Annotated in this window: 2 protein-coding genes; both read left to right on the top strand. The window is 28.8% G+C overall.

The window, feature by feature from the left end; all coding sequences use genetic code 11:
- A partial coding sequence (locus tag H8S10_RS17935) for a hypothetical protein (protein ID WP_186839754.1) occupies window positions 1-315 on the top strand: 315 nt, incomplete at its 5' end.
- A 4-nt stretch (window positions 316-319) separates the two neighbouring features.
- A partial coding sequence (locus H8S10_RS17930; RefSeq protein ID WP_186839753.1) for a hypothetical protein occupies window positions 320-903 on the top strand: 584 nt, incomplete at its 3' end.

Genomic DNA, 903 nt, shown 5'->3' with positions numbered 1-903 from the left:
ATTAATAAAGAAACGGACATGATTGAGCAAATATTAAAAGTAGAAACTGCAGATGAATTAAGTGATGATTATTTTGATACTTGTTATGCAGTGATAGATAACGAAGATAAAATAAATGCGTATAATCTTAAATACAATAAAGAAACTAAAGAGTATGAAGTTGTAGAAGGATTACCACCTAGAGATGAGGTAGAGATAATTAAACAACCTTCAGCAGAAGATTATAATAACTTAAAGCAGGAAAATGAAGATTTAAAGGACAGAGTTGAAAAACTTGAAGGATTAATAGATCAAGTCGTATTAAATGTGAGGTGATTTAATGAAAAATGAAAGCACTAGAAAAGTAATTAATGTAGATAAACCTAATTATGTTCCTTTATTTGAGTTTAAAGAATTGGATAATGCAGTAATTAGGCTATCGTTATTTAAAGCTTCTGTAGAATTTGATATTACTGGGCAAACCGTTAAACTAGGGGCCAAAACATCTAAAGGATTAAAAGAACAAAGTGAAGGATTTACAATAAATAAAAACAATTTAGATATAGATCTTAAAAATTCTATTCTTGTGCCAGGAACTGTAGAAATAGATTTAGAATTAAAAGATGCAAGTGGAACAATGACTACTGCATCTTTTTTTATTACAGTTAAATCAAAGGTTTTAAATGATAAAGCTGTAGAAGGAACAAATGAATTTGACACTTTTACTAAAACTGCAGCTAAAATTGAAGAAGATTATAAAGGGCTAAGAAGAATAATTATAGATGAAAATCAAGCTGCTAATTTACAGGATCAAGTTAATCAAACTAATGCGCAATTGGAAACTAAGGCGAATAAAAGTGATACATCAAATTTGCAAGGACAAATTAATGTTTTGGTTGTGAATGGTACAGGGAATAGTAATCC

It is taken from the genome of Clostridium sp. NSJ-49, from assembly GCF_014287725.1.
Lineage (GTDB): Bacteria > Bacillota > Clostridia > Clostridiales > Clostridiaceae > Clostridium > Clostridium disporicum_B.
This window is presented reverse-complemented; position numbering and strand designations above follow the sequence as displayed.